At 28.9% G+C, this 16,489-nt stretch carries 14 protein-coding genes; 9 read left to right on the forward strand and 5 right to left on the reverse strand.

Features of this window, described 5'->3' with window-relative positions; genetic code table 11:
* Positions 1–151: 151 nt before the first annotated feature.
* The 3 genes from BLU40_RS03235 to BLU40_RS03245 all read left to right on the forward strand — a co-directional run bounded on the left by BLU40_RS03235 (position 152) and on the right by BLU40_RS03245 (position 3,967).
* On the forward strand, positions 152–1,672 hold the full coding sequence (locus tag BLU40_RS03235) for an alpha-isopropylmalate synthase regulatory domain-containing protein (RefSeq protein ID WP_090119647.1): 1,521 nt from the start codon (positions 152–154) through the stop codon (positions 1,670–1,672).
* A gap of 102 nt (positions 1,673–1,774) precedes the next feature.
* Complete coding sequence (gene leuB, locus BLU40_RS03240; protein ID WP_090119649.1) at positions 1,775–2,830, forward strand: 3-isopropylmalate dehydrogenase; 1,056 nt, start codon at positions 1,775–1,777, stop codon at positions 2,828–2,830.
* 165 nt (positions 2,831–2,995) lie between these two features.
* Positions 2,996–3,967, forward strand: a complete 972-nt coding sequence (locus tag BLU40_RS03245) for a PorP/SprF family type IX secretion system membrane protein (protein WP_090119652.1) — start codon at positions 2,996–2,998, stop codon at positions 3,965–3,967.
* Positions 3,968–4,033: 66 nt separating this feature from the next.
* Here the strand turns inward: BLU40_RS03245 and BLU40_RS03250 are convergent, their stop codons facing one another.
* Both BLU40_RS03250 and BLU40_RS03255 read right to left on the reverse strand, forming a co-directional pair.
* On the reverse strand, positions 4,034–5,146 hold the full coding sequence (locus BLU40_RS03250; protein WP_090119655.1) for a vWA domain-containing protein: 1,113 nt from the start codon (positions 5,144–5,146) through the stop codon (positions 4,034–4,036).
* Positions 5,147–5,168: 22 nt separating this feature from the next.
* Positions 5,169–5,873, reverse strand: a complete 705-nt coding sequence (locus BLU40_RS03255) for an SIMPL domain-containing protein (RefSeq protein WP_090119657.1) — start codon at positions 5,871–5,873, stop codon at positions 5,169–5,171.
* Positions 5,874–6,089: 216 nt separating this feature from the next.
* On the opposite strand from BLU40_RS03255, the gene BLU40_RS03260 reads away from it, so the two are divergent.
* The 4 genes from BLU40_RS03260 to BLU40_RS03275 all read left to right on the forward strand — a co-directional run bounded on the left by BLU40_RS03260 (position 6,090) and on the right by BLU40_RS03275 (position 9,913).
* On the forward strand, positions 6,090–8,279 hold the full coding sequence (locus BLU40_RS03260) for a histidine kinase (RefSeq protein WP_090119659.1): 2,190 nt from the start codon (positions 6,090–6,092) through the stop codon (positions 8,277–8,279).
* 87 nt (positions 8,280–8,366) lie between these two features.
* Positions 8,367–9,101, forward strand: coding sequence for a LytR/AlgR family response regulator transcription factor (locus BLU40_RS03265; RefSeq protein ID WP_090119661.1), 735 nt, complete (start codon positions 8,367–8,369; stop codon positions 9,099–9,101).
* 8 nt (positions 9,102–9,109) lie between these two features.
* Positions 9,110–9,619, forward strand: coding sequence for a gamma carbonic anhydrase family protein (locus BLU40_RS03270; RefSeq protein ID WP_090119663.1), 510 nt, complete (start codon positions 9,110–9,112; stop codon positions 9,617–9,619).
* Positions 9,620–9,661: 42 nt separating this feature from the next.
* A complete protein-coding gene (locus BLU40_RS03275; RefSeq protein ID WP_090119667.1) occupies positions 9,662–9,913 on the forward strand; it encodes a hypothetical protein in 252 nt (83 codons plus the stop codon).
* A gap of 152 nt (positions 9,914–10,065) precedes the next feature.
* On the opposite strand, the gene BLU40_RS03280 is transcribed toward BLU40_RS03275, so the two are convergent.
* Genes BLU40_RS03280 through BLU40_RS03290 form a run of 3 tightly spaced genes read right to left on the reverse strand, consistent with a single transcriptional unit; the run spans position 10,066 to position 14,206 of the window.
* Positions 10,066–10,581, reverse strand: a complete 516-nt coding sequence (locus BLU40_RS03280; protein ID WP_090119670.1) for a PepSY domain-containing protein — start codon at positions 10,579–10,581, stop codon at positions 10,066–10,068.
* Between the two features lie 11 nt (positions 10,582–10,592).
* Positions 10,593–13,268, reverse strand: a complete 2,676-nt coding sequence (locus BLU40_RS03285; RefSeq protein WP_090119672.1) for a TonB-dependent receptor — start codon at positions 13,266–13,268, stop codon at positions 10,593–10,595.
* A gap of 53 nt (positions 13,269–13,321) precedes the next feature.
* The gene (locus BLU40_RS03290; RefSeq protein WP_090119675.1) at positions 13,322–14,206 is read right to left on the reverse strand and encodes a GLPGLI family protein; all 885 of its coding nucleotides are present in this window, start codon (positions 14,204–14,206) and stop codon (positions 13,322–13,324) included.
* 119 nt (positions 14,207–14,325) lie between these two features.
* On the opposite strand from BLU40_RS03290, the gene BLU40_RS03295 reads away from it, so the two are divergent.
* Positions 14,326–15,813 (forward strand): sensor histidine kinase, encoded by a 1,488-nt coding sequence (locus tag BLU40_RS03295; protein ID WP_090119677.1) that lies wholly within the window; start codon positions 14,326–14,328, stop codon positions 15,811–15,813.
* A complete protein-coding gene (locus BLU40_RS03300) occupies positions 15,806–16,489 on the forward strand; it encodes a response regulator transcription factor (protein ID WP_090119680.1) in 684 nt (227 codons plus the stop codon). The genes BLU40_RS03295 and BLU40_RS03300 overlap by 8 nt, the downstream gene beginning before the upstream one ends.

Raw genomic sequence — 16,489 nt, forward strand, 5'->3', positions numbered from 1 at the left:
AGGCTGAACTTGTTTCAGCATCTCATCATTATTAGGTAACAAATAATGTGATAACCTGAATTAAGTATAGGTTGATGAGATTTATTTTTTAGAAGCAAAAACGAAATTTGTCATTCCTGCGAAGGCAGGAATCTATTATACGATATAATAAATGTCAAAAAGAAAAATTGAAATAATGGATACTACACTCCGTGATGGTGAACAAACATCAGGAGTGTCATTTCCTTCAGCAGAAAAACTTACCATAGCAAAATTGTTATTGGAAGAGTTAAATGTTGATAGAATTGAAGTAGCATCTGCCAGAGTTTCTGAAGGTGAGTTTCAGGCTGTTAAAGCAATAACAGATTGGGCAAATGAAAATGGATATATCAATAGAATTGAAATGTTAACTTTTGTTGATGGTGGAAGATCTATTGAATGGATGGACAAAGCTGGAGCAAAAGTTCAGAATTTATTAACTAAAGGTTCATTAAATCATTTAACACATCAACTAAAAAAAACTCCAGAACAACATTTTGCTGAAATAAAAAATGTTGTAGAATTGGCTCAAAATGCTGGAATTAAAACCAATGTTTATTTAGAAGATTGGAGTAATGGAATGCACAATTCACCTGAGTATGTTTTTCAATTTTTAGATTTTTTAGAAACACTTTCTTTAGAAAGAATTTTATTGCCAGATACTTTAGGAGTATTAACACACAATGAAACCTTTGATTATTTTTCAAAAATAACAGCTAAATATCCAAATACACATTTCGATTTTCACGCTCATAACGATTATGATTTGGGTGTGGCAAATGTTATGGAATCTATAAAAGCTGGAGCTAGCGGTTTACATTTAACTGTAAACGGAATGGGTGAGCGTGCTGGAAACGCACCAATGGCTAGTGTAATTGCTGTTATAAACGATTTTTTTAAAGATGAAGTTGAAATTCAAGTTAAAGAAACTTCGTTATACTCAGTAAGTAAAATTATTGAAACTTTTTCAGGAATTAGAATTCCTTCAAACAAGCCAATTGTTGGAGATAATGTTTTTACACAAACTGCTGGAATTCACGCAGATGGTGATAATAAAAATAACTTGTATTTTAACGATTTAATGCCAGAGCGTTTTGGTAGAAAACGTAAATATGCATTAGGTAAAACTTCTGGAAAAGCTAATATTGAAAAGAATTTACAAGAACTTGGTTTAGAGTTAGATCAGGTTGATTTGTTAAAAGTAACAGAGCGAATTATTGAGCTTGGAGATAAAAAAGAATTAGTTACCAAAGAAGATTTACCATACATTATTTCTGATGTATTGGATAGTAGTTTGTATGAAGAGCGAATTACAGTTGAATCGTACGTGTTAACCCATTCAAAAGGTTTAAAACCATCTACAACAGTTGCTGTTAAGATTGACGGCGATTTGTATGAGGAACACGCGCAAGGTGATGGACAGTTTGATGCTTTTATGAATGCGTTGAGAAAATTGTACAAAAAGAAAAATATGACAATGCCTAGCTTAGTAGATTATGCAGTTCGTATTCCTCCAGGAAGTACTTCCGCAGCACTTTGCGAAACTATTATTACTTGGGAGAGTGATTCAAATAAATTTATAACACGTGGTTTGGATTGCGATCAAACGGTATCTGCAATTAAAGCAACTCAAAAAATGTTAAATATTAGATAAGTTTAAAGTGGTGGCTGAGCTATGTCGAAGCTGAAAATTTAAATTTATAAACCTTTTGAAATTAGAAATAAAGAACAAACAAAAAATTAAAATTAAAGAATAATGAAATTAAATATAGCACTTTTAGCAGGAGACGGAATTGGACCAGAAGTGATAGATCAGGCTGTGAAAGTTTGTGATGTTGTAGCAACAAAATTTAATCATGAAATTACTTGGAAGCCAGCTTTAACTGGTGCTGCAGCTATTGATGCAGTTGGTGAACCTTATCCAGATGAAACTCACGAAATTTGTAAAAATTCAGATGCTGTTTTATTCGGTGCAATTGGACATCCTCGCTTTGATAATGATCCTTCAGCTAAAGTTCGTCCAGAACAAGGATTGTTAAAAATGCGTAAAGCTTTAGGTTTATTTGCAAACGTTCGTCCAACATTTACATTTCCTTCATTATTAGAAAAATCTCCTTTAAAAAGAGAGCGTATTGAAGGTACAGATTTAGTTTTTTTACGTGAATTAACTGGAGGAATTTACTTTGGTGAAAAGGGTAGAAGAGACGGCGGAGAAACTGCTTTTGATAACTGTGTTTATACAAGAGAAGAAGTACAACGTTTGGCTAAAAAAGGTTTTGAATTAGCAATGACACGTTCTAAAAAATTATGTTGTGTTGATAAAGCAAATGTATTAGAAACTTCACGTTTATGGAGAGAAACTGTACAAGCAATGGAAAAAGATTATCCGGAAGTTGAGGTTTCTTATGAATTTGTAGATGCAGTTGCAATGCGTTTAGTTCAATGGCCAAATAGTTACGATGTTTTAATTACTGAAAATTTATTTGGAGATATTTTAACTGATGAAGCTTCTGTAATTTCAGGTTCTATGGGATTAATGCCATCGGCATCTTTAGGTTCTGATATTGGTTTATTTGAGCCAATTCACGGTTCATACCCACAAGCAACAGGAAAAAACATTGCAAACCCAATGGCAACAGTTTTATCTGCAGCAATGATGTTTGAAAACTTTGGTTTACAAGAAGAAGGTAAAGCAATTAGAGAAGCAGTAAACAAAGCTTTAAATGAAGGTGTTGTTACTGAAGATTTAGCTGAAGGTGGAAAAGCTTACGGAACAAGCGAAGTAGGTGATTGGTTAGCAGCTAACGTATAATAAACTTTAATAAAATTTTTAAAGCCATTTTCTTAATTGAAAATGGCTTTTTTATTTAATAAAAAATGAATTAAAGTTAATTTTTATACTTAATTAATAATATTATCATTGATAAATAAGTTAATAAGTATAAATATTTTATATTTGGGAATTATAATTTAAGAAATGAAAAAGTTTAAGCTAATTATTGTTTGTTTTATGTTAATTGCTCCTTTATTTTTAAAGGCTCAAGAAACATTACCAATATATTCAGATTATTTATCAGATAATGTGTATTTAGTACATCCTTCTGCTGCTGGTATTGGAAATTGTGGTAAAATTCGATTAACTGCACGTAGCCAATGGGCAGGTATAGATGATGCACCAAGTTTACAAACATTAAGTGCGCATACAAGAGTTGGTACCAATGCAGGTGTTGGGTTAATACTTTTTAACGATAAGAATGGTTATCACTCTCAACAAGGTGTTCAAGCAACATATGCTTACCATATTGATTTAGCTCGACCAGATGAAATAAATCAATTATCATTTGGTATGAGTTTAATGGCGGTTAATAACAGTGTAGATGAAAGAACGTTTGTAATTTCAGATCCTGTTATTTCTCAAATTATTAGAAGTGAAAGTTATTTTAATGCAGACTTTAGTATGGCATACCATAATAAAGGGTTTTTCTCTTATTTTACAGCAAAAAATATTATGCTAAGTGCTAGAAGTTTGTATAATGATAGATTTGAATCTTTAAACTTAAGAAGATACTTAGTAACATTAGGTTATTATTTCGGTCAAGGAAAAAGTTTTCAATTAGAGCCATCTGTTATGGCACAGTCTATTGAAAGAACAGGAGAAAAGTTTGTAGATTTTAACTTAAAAGCTTACAAGCAAGTTGCAGAATCTCAAATTTGGGCAGCAATTTCTTACAGACAAGGTTTTGATAATGCAAATACAGAGGAACTTAGTTATTTAACTCCAATTGTTGGTATAAATTTTAGAAATATGATGATGTCTTATACATACACAAAACAATCTGGAGATATTTTGTTTGATGATGCTGGTTATCATCAAATTTCATTAGGATTTAATTTTGGCTGTAGAGAACCAAGGCGAAGTGGATGTCCTAATATAAACGCATCATTTTAATAAAAAATTAAAAAAGAAGTTTACTTTTAAGTAAACTTCTTTTTTTTCAATCAAATAGCATAGCAACTACCTCCAACTAAAATTCTTTTTCATTGCTTGTTTTTTTATTGAACCAATTAAGGCATTTTCTAAATTTTTATTTTTTGAAGTTTTAGTTTTTGTAGCAACATATTTTTTTCTAAGATTATTTAATTCTTGAATTTTTTGTTGAATTTCTTTTCTTTCTTTTTGTTTAGCTTCAACATATTTTTTTAATTCTGCTGTAGATTTATTTTGAAGGTGTTTAGGTAAACTTTTTTTGTTCAATTTGGCATAATCTACTTTTTTATCTTTTACAGCATCAACTAAATCCCAACTTGCATTTTTGTACATTCTGCTACTTTTACTAACAGCTCTTTTTACAACAACTTCTTCATCTAATTCTTCAGCTTTAGAGTCTTGCTCGTATTGTAATTTTTGTTTACTTTTTCCTATAGCGCCATAACTAATGTAGGTTTTGTTTAATCGGTTATTTTGTTCAATAATAATTCTGTCATAAGGTGTTTTAATATGTACAATTTTTTCGTTGTGGTCTATTGTCATATAATCACCTTTTGTTAAATGTGCACCTTCTTGCCATTTTCCAGAAATGCCATTTTCATAATTTCCACAAAAAATAGTATTAACAGTTACGTCTTTTTCATTTGCTAAAGAAGCTGCTTCTTTATAACTCAGTTTTCCTTGTGTAAAAGGTTCGTTTCCGGCAATAAAAATAATTTTTAAATCATCTTTATTAGTTCCCCATTTTAGGTTTTTTAATGAAGTATTTATCACTTGTCCACAGTATTCACTTCCACCATTAGTTTTTAAAGCAAACAGTTTTTCTGAAATTTCATCTAAATCTTCGCTAAAGTTTAAAACTTGTCGTATAAAGCCATCAGATTGTTCTAAGTCATCATTTCCATATTCATACAAAGCAATTTGTAAATCTGGTTGATTGGTTCCACATTTAGCATACGATAATTCGTTTACAATTTCCCAAAGCTGTGTTTTAGCTTGGTTAATAAGTCCGTCCATACTATTACTCGTATCAAGTAATAAAGCTACTTTAATTTGTTGTTTTGCTTTTGGATTATTAGCATTACAAGTAAAAGTTGAGATGGTTAGTGTGATGATTAATAATTTTAAAAGCGTTTTCATATGTATTGGTTTTAAAGATTAATTATTTTATTTGAAATTTTACGTGAACTTCAGCAGAAATTATAATGTTTCTAAATTCAAGGTTTTCAAAATTGAATTTGTTGCTTTTTGATCTTGAGCCATATCCAACAACAACCACTTCGTTCAATTGATTAAAGTTTTGTGTAGTATTAATAGCTTGTTCTTGAATATGTATGGCTTTACCAATGGTTTGTCCAATAGCTTCAGTATATTTTTTAGCTTTGGTTTTGGCCATTTTTATAGCGTTTACTTTAGTTTGAAGTTTAAATTCTTCAATTTCAGAATGATCTACTCTCGCAACAGAAATATTTGAAATTCCAATTTTTTCAAGGCTTTCATAAACTTTTCCTAGTTCTATTGCAGTGCTAACTTTTAGTTCGTAGGTTTTAGATTTATGAATATCAGTTTGTTTAAAAAAGTAATATTTATAACTACTAGTAAAATCTTTTACTTTAAAATTTTCTTCAAGTTTTATATTGTTTTTATTCAATTCGTTAATCATTAAAGCCTCTTGTTTTTCAACAGAGAGTTTTAGCTTTTTATTAGCTTCATTAATTACAATAGTTAAGTAAATTTCGTTGGGTGTAATTTCTAATTGAGATGAGCCGTTTAATTCAATATAATTTTCATCTATAAAGTTTTTTTGAAATTGGGCATTTACAATTACAGTTTGTATTAGTAGTAAACAAAAAAGTAGCTTTTTCATAATGTATTGGTTTAAATTCAAGGTAAAAGTAAGTGTAACTTTTAGGTTAAAAAACAAAGAATGAGCAACGCTATTTTATAATTGAGTAAACAGTACTTATTAATGAGTGAAAGTGTATTTTAGGCTGTTTAAATACCTGTTTACGGCTATTTTTATAAGAACTACGTTTTATTTAATGCTTTAAAGTGTGTAGCTTTACAGAACAATTATATATACATGAAACTAAAATCTACATTACTATTGTTTTTTATTGTATTTACATTTCAGGTAAATGCTCAAGTAAAGAATAGTAAATCTAATTCTAACTATTATTCCGATTTTGTTGCCGATGAAAACGGAAATAGACTGAATGATATAACAGTTAGAGTTCAAGGTTCTAACAGAACAACAAAAACAAATATTAATGGCGAGTTTACTATTGAAGCAAAAGAAGGTGATGTTATTGAATTAAGTAAAGACGGTTTGCTTATTAATACCTATGTGTACGACGGAAGTAGCGAATATCAAATTGAAGATAATTCTGGTAAAAGCAAAATTCAATCTAAATTTAAAAGTAGAATAGCAGATCAGTTTCCTGTGTTTTTAGATTCGGCACAGTATTATAAAAAAAACAATCCGTTTAAAAGTATTGAGTTTATAGAAAAAGCATTAAAATCTCAAACTTCAAAAAGAGGTAATTCAACAAATATTTCTAGTGCTTATGAAGTTTTAGGAGATGTTTATATGAATTTAAAACAGCACGATTTAGCTTCAAAAAATTATAAAACAGCATTAGGTAGTAAAAGTTCTACAACTCTAAAATTGAAGTTGGCAAAAGCACTTTCTTTTGAAAATAAGAATGAGGAAAGCACAAAAATATTAACTTCAATATTGAATAAGAAAATGACTTCTTTTCAAAAAATTGAAGTGTATGAAACTTTAGGTAATAACTATTTTCAGCTAAAAAATTACAGTAAAGCAAAAGAGTATTTTAATAATGCATTAGAATTTTCAAATACCAATAATTTTAATGAAAAAGTAACAGCAATAGGTTCTAAATTGGCAGAAGTTGCTCGTTTGCAAGGGAAAGTTACTGAAGCTAAAAAATATTTAGAAAACAGTATTAAAGTATCAAAAAAGGCAACTTTAAATAAGCGTGCTGTAATTACAAATACTGTTGCAAACCAATATAGAGATCAACAAAATTTTGACAAAGAAATTGAGCTGAAAAAGCAAACACTTCAAGAATTAGAAGATGCTGAGTTAAATGAAGTTATTACCGAAGATGATTCCGAAGAAAAAATTTCAGTTCAGCAATTAAACTTAGATATTGGAAATGCATATGCCAAAAAGAAATCATATAACAAAGCAATTGGTTATTTAGAAAAAAGTAAGAACGATGCAACCAAAGTTTTAGATATTGAAACAAAAAAAGAAGCAGTTGAGCAACTTTCAGAAATTTATAAAAACGTAGGTGACTATAAAAAAGCGCTAAGTAATTACCAAGAATATGTAAGTTTAGTAGATATTTTATATAAAAAGAAAGAGAAAGAGATTGAAGATGTTGTTGCTATAAATAAAAGCTTAGCCGAAAAACAAAACAGAATAAATAGTTTAGAAAAAGATAGAGAATTAACTGAAAGTAGTTACAAGTTATACGAGAGCGAACAACAAATTACAATTGAAAATTATAAGCGCCAACGTTTAATAATTTATTCGTTAATTGGCGGATTATTGTTGTTGTTAGTAGCTGTTTATTTTATGTATAAAAGTAATAAACAACGTAGATTGGCAAATAATTTATTGGCATTAAAATCGTTGAGAAGTCAAATGAACCCTCACTTTATTTTTAATGCATTAAATTCAGTAAACGGATTTATTGCTCAAAATGATGAGCGTACAGCTAATAGATATTTAACCGATTTTTCTACGCTAATGCGCAACGTATTAAACAATTCTGAAGAAGATTTTATACCGCTTTCTAAAGAAATTGAGTTGTTAGAGTTGTATATGAAATTGGAACATTCACGCTTTACAGATAAGTTTGATTATAAAGTTGAAATAGATCCAAATTTAAAAATTAGCGAATATCAAATTCCACCAATGTTATTGCAACCTTATATAGAAAATGCTGTGTGGCACGGTTTACGTTACAAGCAAGAGAAAGGATTTTTAAAAGTAGCATTTTACCAAAAAGACGCAGAAAGTATTTGCATTGAAATTTCAGATGATGGTATTGGGCGTAAAAAATCTAAGGAGTTAAAAACAGAGAATCAACAAAAACAAAAATCTAAAGGAATGGATAATATTAAAAAACGTGTTGCCATTTTAAACGAAATGTACAGCGATAAGGTTGATGTTTTTATTGAAGATTTATACAAAAACAATGCAGGAACAAAAGTGGTATTAACGCTAAAAAAAGATTAAATAAAACGAGCATATTCAAAAGTTTATACTCAGTTAAATGATTAATAGCGAACAGCAGGTAACCGCTAAAAAAAATAATAAATACACATGAAATTAAGAGCTATAATTGTTGAAGACGAACAAGCCAGTAGAGTAATACTTAAAAATTATGTTACCAAATATTGCCCGCAAATTACCATTTTGGGCGAAGCTGAGAATATAGACGAAGCGCTTGTTTTAATAAAAAGTAACGAGTTAGACTTGGTTTTTTTAGATGTTGAAATGCCGTATGGTAACGCATTCGATTTATTAGAGAAAGTAGGTAATCATACTTTTGAAACAATTTTTGTAACCGCATACAATCAATACGCAATTGAAGCTTTAAACAAACACGCATCGTATTATTTACTTAAACCAATTTCTATAGACGAGTTAATAAAAGCGGTAGATTATGTAGTTGAAGTAAAATCTAAAGAAAACGATTTGCAAAACACAGTGTTAATTCCAAAAACCAATTCTAACACCAAAAAAATTACCATTCCAACGCAAGATGGTTTTGAAGTGTTAGAAATTAAAGATATATTGTATTGCAAAGCAGATGATAATTACACGCATATATATTTACAAAACGAACACAAAAAATTAGTAAGTAAAACGTTAAAATATTTTGAAGAAATTTTAAAAGAAAGTAGCTTTGCTCGTATCCACAAATCCTATTTGGTAAACATTAATTATGTTACAAACTATAAAAAAGGAAAGGGTGGAAGCGTAACACTTACAAATGGTAAAGAGCTTTCAGTTTCTTCATCTAAAAAAGGAGAATTATTAGCTTTTTTTAAATAAAATATATAATGATTATAAAAGAATTAAACGGAGTTAAACCTCAATTTGGAGATGATTGCTTTTTGGCAGAAAACTGTGTAATTATTGGTCAGGTAGAAATGGGTAAGCAATGTAGTATTTGGTACAATGCTGTAATTAGAGGCGATGTACACTACATAAAAATGGGAGATAAGGTAAACGTGCAAGACGGTGCAGTTATACACGCAACCTACCAAAAATACCCAACAAATATTGGAAACAATGTTTCAATAGGTCACAATGCAATGGTACACGGTTGCACAATTCACGACAATGTTTTAATTGGTATGGGATCTATAGTAATGGACGATTGTGTGGTAGAAAGTAACTCAATTATTGCTGCCGGAGCTGTGGTTACAAAAGGAACTCATATCGAATCAGGAACCATATATGCAGGTATTCCAGCAAAAAAAGTAAAAGATATTAGTCAAGAATTAATTTCTGGAGAAATTGATAGAATTGCCAATAACTACGTAAAATATTCAGGTTGGTATAAATAATAGTTCAAATTTCATTAAGGTTTAACTTTTAAAATAAAACATATGAGTAATTTATCAAACATTAAAAACGAGATTGATACTTATGCAAGTACATCAAATTTAACAGAATTGCAAATTGTTGAAAAATTGAAAAGTCATTACTTCAATAAAAAAGTAAACGCAAATTTAAAGCTCTACAAACAGGGAAAGAAAAAAGTGAGTGATATTACAAAAGACCTAAAAATTTCATCTCGAAAATTTTATGCAATCTTAGAAAAAAAGAATATTGAGCATAAAAAATATAACAAAAAATAATTTTATTCTCAACTCTTGGGCGTTTCCCTTCGGGTCAGGCTCTCGCTACTCGCTTTTTTTGGAAATTGAGCAGAGTTTAAATCCAAAAAAGAGCTCAAACAAACCGCTCCATCCTTAACGCATTAGCATTTGGAATGGAGCGGTTTTGTAGTTTATATAAATAATAAAATAATAGTTAAAGCAAATCCACCAAAAGCAAAATACAATCCTTTTTTTAATAGTTTAGACTTTGGTAAAAACATAAAAAACGATGAAATTGCAAAAAACAATAATGAAATTCCAAAGAAAACATTAAGCCAATATACAGGCGAGTTTGTTGTTGCTTTATGTAAATGAACAAATTTATCTAATATAAAAGGCAATTGTTTAGAAGTGTATTTAGCAATACCGGTTTCTTTATTGTAAGTTCCATTTTTAAAGTAAATTACGCTGCCTTCTTCTTTAGTTACTTTAAAATTTCGCATTCTTAAAGCCTTTCCTAATTCATTTGTTTTAGTATTTGGCTTTAATTTTTTTTCTACTATTTTTTCGATTTTTAAAAAATCAGTATCTCTATAAATTAAAATTACTCCACTTAATGCGTATACGGTCATAATTCCTGCTAGAAAGAAACCTAAATAGCGGTGCACTATTCTAATTAATGCTGTTGTTGATTTTTTTTTATTCATTTAAAATTGATTTATATGTTATATTTAACTTTAAACATCCAGATTCTTGGTTGAATAAAATATAATGATGTTGTATTGCTATCTACAATTTGGTTTAAACTATCTCTGTTTATTGAAGAATTATTAGTTAAATTATCTGCAGATATTTGAAACTCCCATTTACTATTTGGTTGTTGGTAGTATAAATTAGCATTTAAAAACGAATAGTTATTTGTTACTGTTTTTTCATCATTTTCATAGTTATAATAACTATAATCTGCAGTTAAAATAAAGTTTTTTAAGAAACCAATTTCCATATTTGCAAAAGGCTTATCGGTTGTGCTTCCAGTATTAGAATAATCTGTAAACGATTTTTGGTATCCAATTTCAAAATTTGGAGCATCTTTAAATTTAGTAGCAACACTAGCTGTATAACTATGGGTTAAAGATTTTGATTTTACAGCTTGATTGTTTACAAAGTTGTTGTAAATATTATGAGAAACACTAGTTTTAAATCGTGTTTTCAATTTACTGTATGTTTTGTCGTATCTAAAATTTCCAGAAACAGATTCATCAGCAAATATTGAATTTATAGGGTACGATATTCTGTCTATGCCTATTAACTCGGTATTATTTTTTACAGTATTTACATTTTTAGAATAACTAACATTTGCATGAATATTAGTAAATGAAAACATACTAAAGCTAAAAAAGCTTAGAGAATATCTGTGTCTTAATGAGTTTTCTATATCTCTATTTCCTTTTGAAATTGCATTATATCTATCTAAAAAATAGCCTTCAGCAACTTTTTCAATATCAGAAAACTGAGTAGTTATAGCATAATTAAAACGTAAGTTAGACGATGAGTTAAAATCGTATTTAGCATAAAAACTAGGTAATACTTTAGTTAAATTGTTTTTGTTTTTAGTACCTAACTGTTTATCATTTGTTGTGTATTGGTGCAGTGTTACACCCGGATTTATAGTAAAATCTCCTAAAACAGCTTTATAGGTTACTCCTAAAAATAGATCTGTAAAATTATAATCTACATCATTAATTAATTCAGTTTCATTAAAATTTTCAGTAGTACCATTTTCAAGCTCTTGTTCAATATCCGATTCAAAGTTTTGTTTGCTAAAAGTACTTCCTAATGTTAAATTAATATTGCTTTTTTCGTTTAGTAAATAGTAATAATCAAATTTAGCATCAAACTTACTAGTTGTTGTTGTAGAGTTTTGAAATAAGTTAATTAAATCTGTTGGATCTTCTTGTACAGACGGTAATAATTCAAAAGGTTGTGTAGACGCAATTGAATTATACAACGGTTGGTCTTTTTGATATAAATGTTGTACTTCCGCAGCAAAAATATTTTTATCATCTATAGTATAATACAAGTTAAAGTTTTGATTTAAAGAAGCTGGCTGTTCTTCTAAATAGGTGTCTACAGCACCTCTATTAGAAGAAGTAACATCGTTTAATTCCGTTTGTTCAGATATTTTACCAAATATGTCATAATCTAAATGCACATTTGTATTTGGACGATATGTGGTACTAAATTTAATCATACCTAATTTACTACCTTGTAATGCTGCTGTTTCTTTATCTTCAACTAAACCAGTGTTATTGTAGGTAGTTTTGGAATCGGTTAGCATTGTAGTTTCAGAATCGTTTACAATTGCAAAACCGTTTAGATCTAATGTTTTTTTAGGTGAATAACTAAAGTTTACTGCACCAAATTTAGATTCTATTTTTTGAGCTCTATTATTTTGTGCGGTCGTAAAACCTAAGCCACCTTCAGATACGTTAAAACTTGTTCCACTATTATTCATAGATCCGCGCAAACCACCTGTAAATCTAAAATAGTCTCGCATTGTAAATGGAGTTTCTCCAATATTATTAATGTCTCCTAAAACATTTATACTTTTATTGGGGCTGTAATAAAATAGTTTTGGTTTTACTATATGTTTGTCATTTTCTCCAATTCCAGCATTAATTTCACCAAACCAAAATTTATTTTTCCCTTTTTTTAGTTTAATGTTTAAAGCAATATTGTCTTCGTTATTAGTAACTCCTTTCATTCCAGAAACTTCATTATAGTTTCTTAAAACTTGTACTTTATCAATTGCATTTGCAGGTATGTTTTGAGTAGCTAATTTTGAGTCACCATCAAAAAATTCTTTACCTTCTACTAAAACTTTTTGAACTTTTTTACCTTCAACTTCAACCTCACCATTGTCATCAATTTCAATTCCTGGTAATTTTTCTAAAACATCCTCTAATTTTTTTTCTTTTCCACTAGTAAACGAGTCGGAGTTATAAACAATGGTGTCGCCAACAATTTTTACAGGCATTTCATAGGTTATTTCCACCTCGTTTAATTTTTCGCTAGATTGTTGTAATTCAAAGTTTTTAGTAATATCGTTCGATGAATTGTCAACTTTAATATCTGCACTTAAACTATCGTAACCTAAATAACTAATTTTTAAAGTGTATTCTTGAGTGTCTTCAAGGCTTAATTTATACTTTCCGTTATGATCTGTAATAGAATACGATTGTAAAAATTTTGTTCCTTTTTTAAAGGCAATAACATTTGCCATTTCAAGCGGTTTTCCTTTAGTATCTTTTACAAAACCTTCTAATTTAACATTTTGTGAAATTCCAAAAAAAGATGTTAAAAATAAGAATGAAATTAAAATATATTTTTTCATTTGTTTTATTTTAATGTGAGTTTGCTAACTTGTATTAAATAATAAGTATTCTATTATCCTCCAAATCTCATTCTACCTCCATGATTTCCTCCTTTTTCACGTTCGTTACGCATACGCTCTCTCATTTCTTGAGTTTTTTCTAGTACAATTTTATCGTATTCTTTTTGAGTAACTACTTTTCCTTTTTTAGGTTCTTTTAACTCAATTTTATCTTTAGGGTTTATAACTATTTTAGTACATAAAATATTTGTGTTTGCATAAGATAATTCTAAAATTAAACCAGGTAAACCGTAATATTCACCAGGACCGTGACCTACAGGAATATCTAAAGTGTACCAAGCGGTAACAATGGTATCTACCATATCAGGATTAAACATTTTGTCTTCTTCTTTTTTTCTTTTTTCGTCGCTCTTTTTTTCTCCTGGTCTTCCTCTACCAAATTTCATTTCTCTAGGAGCTGGCATTTTTACAGTTGCTGTTGCCTGAAAACACATATAGTTACCTATAGTTTTGGTTTCTTGTTGCATTTTCCAATCGTATTTGGTTAAGTCATTTTTTATTAAAAAGTTTTTTCCACTAAATTCATTTTCTTTTGAGCTCTTTTTTGTCTGAATATTTTTATAGTGTTTACCAGAAGCTCCTCCGCCAAACATCATAAATCGCATACCGCGTCCACCTGTTGCGTTGTCTAATTTTTTTTCTTCCTTATAAATAGATTCAGATTTGTTGAAGGTTAACTTGTACGTTTTTTCAAGTCTACTTTTCATCATTTGTTTCATATGTTTTATTCTATCTGCTGGAATACCAGATTTTTCAAAATCAATATCTAAAGTAGTTTTGGTTTGGTAGGTAGCAATACCTTGAAAATTTTGGGCTGAAACCGAAAATGTTAAAAGTGAAATAAGGAATAATGAAAATTTGAAAACACGAGTAAACATAGAATATTATTTAAAATTACATTACAAATATATAACGAAGTTGTATTTTTTACCGTTAAGTAGTGTTAACGTCTGTTAACCAGTTGTGATATTTACTTTTCTATAACTACCTTTGAGATATGAATAATAAACGGTACCAATGGATTATATATATAATTGCTAGTGTAATAGTAGTAACTATTGCTGTCCAGGTGTATTGGAATTATCGAGAGTACCAATTAAATAAAAAACACTTAATAAGTAAGGTTAGACAAAGTTTAGATTCTTCTGTTGAAGATTATTTTGCCAATATAACAAAGTCTAGTTTTATTATTACTTCTAACGACTCTATAAACTCTACGGCAAAAAATGATACTATAAAATTTCGTACAAAATCTAGAAAGTTGATGTTTCAAAAAATAGATAGTACGTTGTTGAAATTGAGTGAAAAAGATAGTACAAAGGTTATCTTTTTTGGTAAAGGAGAATCGAGCCCTAGAAAGAATGAAGGTAAGAGGTTTCCTTATTTTAAGGGACCAGAGCATTTTACTAAAAATATTGATAGCATAATTTCTAAAGTAATTGTTTCGTTTTCTAAAGATACGTTAGATTTAGAGAAACTAAATAACCATATTTCTAAAGAATTTGAACGACAAAATATACATGTAAAGTATGCTTTAAAATTAAAGTATAAAACTTGGTTTGGCCGCGGAGATCCAGAAACAAAATCTCAATCGTTAAATTTAGAAAACTTTCCAAAAAAGCATTTAACGGTAACCACTAAATCACATTCTTTACCGCATAGAAGTAAGTTAGAACTGTACTTTACAAATAGTACTGTAGATATTTTAAAAGAATCGTTAATTAGTATTTTGTTATCGTTTCTTCTATCTGCAAGTGTTATTGCTAGTATAGTTTATTTGTTACGTACTATTAATAAACAAAAACAGTTAGCCGAAGTTAAAAATGATTTAATAAGTAATATTACTCACGAATTTAAAACGCCAATAGCTACAATTTCTACGGTTTTAGAAGCTATGAGAAGTTTTAATGTGTTGGAAGATAAAGAGAAATCGGAAAAGTATGTGGGTATGGCTACAACTCAAACCAAGAAATTACATTTAATGGTTGAAAAGTTGTTGGAAACTGCTTCTTTAAAACAAGAAGAGTTAAAATTATCTAAAGAGCCTTTTATTGTAAATGAGTTGTTAGAAAGTATTGTAGGAAAGTATAAAATGTTGAACCCAGAAAAGGTGTTTAATTTTGATAATAACAACGGAGATATTACCATAAATGTAGATGCATTTCATTTTGAAAATGCTATTTCTAATATAATTGAAAACGCTGTAAAATATGGTGGTGATAAAATATATACAGAACAAAAAAAGACAAATAAAGGTGTAGAAATATTAATTTGGGATAATGGAGATGGAATTTCAAAAAACCAAAAAGATAAAGTATTTGAGCAGTTTTATAGAGTTTCAACAGGAAATACACACAATGTAAAAGGGTTTGGAATAGGATTGTATTACACAAAAAAAATTATAGAAAAACACAACGGAAAAATTTCAATAGTTTATAATAATAAAGGTGAAACCGTATTTAAAATTGAATTGCTAAATGACTAAGAATATAAAAATAGTATTGGCAGAAGACGAACCTTCATTAGGTCAAATTGTAAAAGAAAGTTTAGAAACTAGAAACTTTGAAGTTTTACTTTGCGAAAATGGAGAAGAGGCTTATAAAACATTTAAAGCTGAACAACCAGAATTATTGGTTTTAGATGTAATGATGCCAAAAATGGATGGGTTTACATTGGCAAAAAAAATAAGAGTTGAAGATACTGAAGTGCCAATTATATTTTTAACTGCTAAATCTCAAACCGAAGATGTTGTAGAAGGTTTTAATTTAGGAGGTAATGATTACTTAAAAAAACCTTTTAGTATGGAAGAGTTAATTGTTAGGATTAATGCATTGTTAAAACGTAAAAAAACAATTGTAGCTTCTAAAGAACCAATTTCATTGGGAAATTATATGTTCGATGCTAAAAAACAAACATTACTGTTAAATACCGAAATTATTAAATTAACCCATAGAGAGTCTCAGCTATTACTGCATTTAATTCAGCATAAAAACCAAGTATTGGAACGCTCATTTATTCTGAAAAAACTATGGGGAAGCGATGATTTTTTTAATGCTAGAAGTATGGATGTTTTTATTACAAAGCTTCGGAAAAAATTAAAACAAGACACTTCAATTCAAATATTAAATGTAAGAGGTTTTGGATATAAATTAACTTATTAA

It is taken from the genome of Lutibacter oricola, assembly GCF_900106565.1.
GTDB classification, from domain to species: Bacteria; Bacteroidota; Bacteroidia; order Flavobacteriales; family Flavobacteriaceae; genus Lutibacter; species Lutibacter oricola.

Coding starts and splice junctions, on each gene's coding strand:
- BLU40_RS03235 (WP_090119647.1), top strand. CDS start 152: ATGTCAAAAAGAAAAATTGAAATAATGGATACTACACTCCGTGATGGT.
- leuB (WP_090119649.1), top strand. CDS start 1,775: ATGAAATTAAATATAGCACTTTTAGCAGGAGACGGAATTGGACCAGAA.
- BLU40_RS03245 (WP_090119652.1), top strand. CDS start 2,996: ATGAAAAAGTTTAAGCTAATTATTGTTTGTTTTATGTTAATTGCTCCT.
- BLU40_RS03250 (WP_090119655.1), bottom strand. CDS start 5,146: ATGAAAACGCTTTTAAAATTATTAATCATCACACTAACCATCTCAACT.
- BLU40_RS03255 (WP_090119657.1), bottom strand. CDS start 5,873: ATGAAAAAGCTACTTTTTTGTTTACTACTAATACAAACTGTAATTGTA.
- BLU40_RS03260 (WP_090119659.1), top strand. CDS start 6,090: ATGAAACTAAAATCTACATTACTATTGTTTTTTATTGTATTTACATTT.
- BLU40_RS03265 (WP_090119661.1), top strand. CDS start 8,367: ATGAAATTAAGAGCTATAATTGTTGAAGACGAACAAGCCAGTAGAGTA.
- BLU40_RS03270 (WP_090119663.1), top strand. CDS start 9,110: ATGATTATAAAAGAATTAAACGGAGTTAAACCTCAATTTGGAGATGAT.
- BLU40_RS03275 (WP_090119667.1), top strand. CDS start 9,662: ATGAGTAATTTATCAAACATTAAAAACGAGATTGATACTTATGCAAGT.
- BLU40_RS03280 (WP_090119670.1), bottom strand. CDS start 10,581: ATGAATAAAAAAAAATCAACAACAGCATTAATTAGAATAGTGCACCGC.
- BLU40_RS03285 (WP_090119672.1), bottom strand. CDS start 13,268: ATGAAAAAATATATTTTAATTTCATTCTTATTTTTAACATCTTTTTTT.
- BLU40_RS03290 (WP_090119675.1), bottom strand. CDS start 14,206: ATGTTTACTCGTGTTTTCAAATTTTCATTATTCCTTATTTCACTTTTA.
- BLU40_RS03295 (WP_090119677.1), top strand. CDS start 14,326: ATGAATAATAAACGGTACCAATGGATTATATATATAATTGCTAGTGTA.
- BLU40_RS03300 (WP_090119680.1), top strand. CDS start 15,806: ATGACTAAGAATATAAAAATAGTATTGGCAGAAGACGAACCTTCATTA.